The sequence below is a fragment of the Sphingomonas sp. LH128 genome (assembly GCF_000293195.2).
Lineage (GTDB): Bacteria > Pseudomonadota > Alphaproteobacteria > Sphingomonadales > Sphingomonadaceae > Novosphingobium > Novosphingobium resinovorum_A.
The window spans coordinates 1-320 of sequence record NZ_ALVC01000656.1; the positions used below are offsets into that span (position 1 = coordinate 1).

Here is a 320-nt window from a genome sequence, read left to right on the forward strand (position 1 = left end):
GTTTCGGCGACGGGTAGATTGCGTCCGATGTGCCGTGAGGGGTTTATCGAACTGGTACGCTGCTTTCAGGCAGCGCCCATTTCGGGCAGGACTGGGGATAGCCAGGCGGCGATGAGGGCGCGCAAAAGCGCAGTCAGCCATGCGACGAGCAACCTGAGATTGTGCCCCGCGGCGACCAGGATGGCGTTGATGGCATCGCCGGTGGCACCGGCGAGGTGATTGCGCTCGAGCAGGCCATCGGACTTGGTGTGACCGATGATCGGTTCGATGGCATTTCGTCGCCTGAGCTCGCGCTTGATCGTGGGTGAGGTGATCCCGCG

At 63.1% G+C, this 320-nt stretch carries 1 pseudogene; it reads right to left on the reverse strand.

Going from position 1 to position 320, the window contains the following annotated elements:
• Nucleotides 1–65: 65 nt before the first annotated feature.
• A pseudogene (locus tag LH128_RS31040) lies at nt 66–320 on the reverse strand (IS5/IS1182 family transposase); the annotation flags it as partial.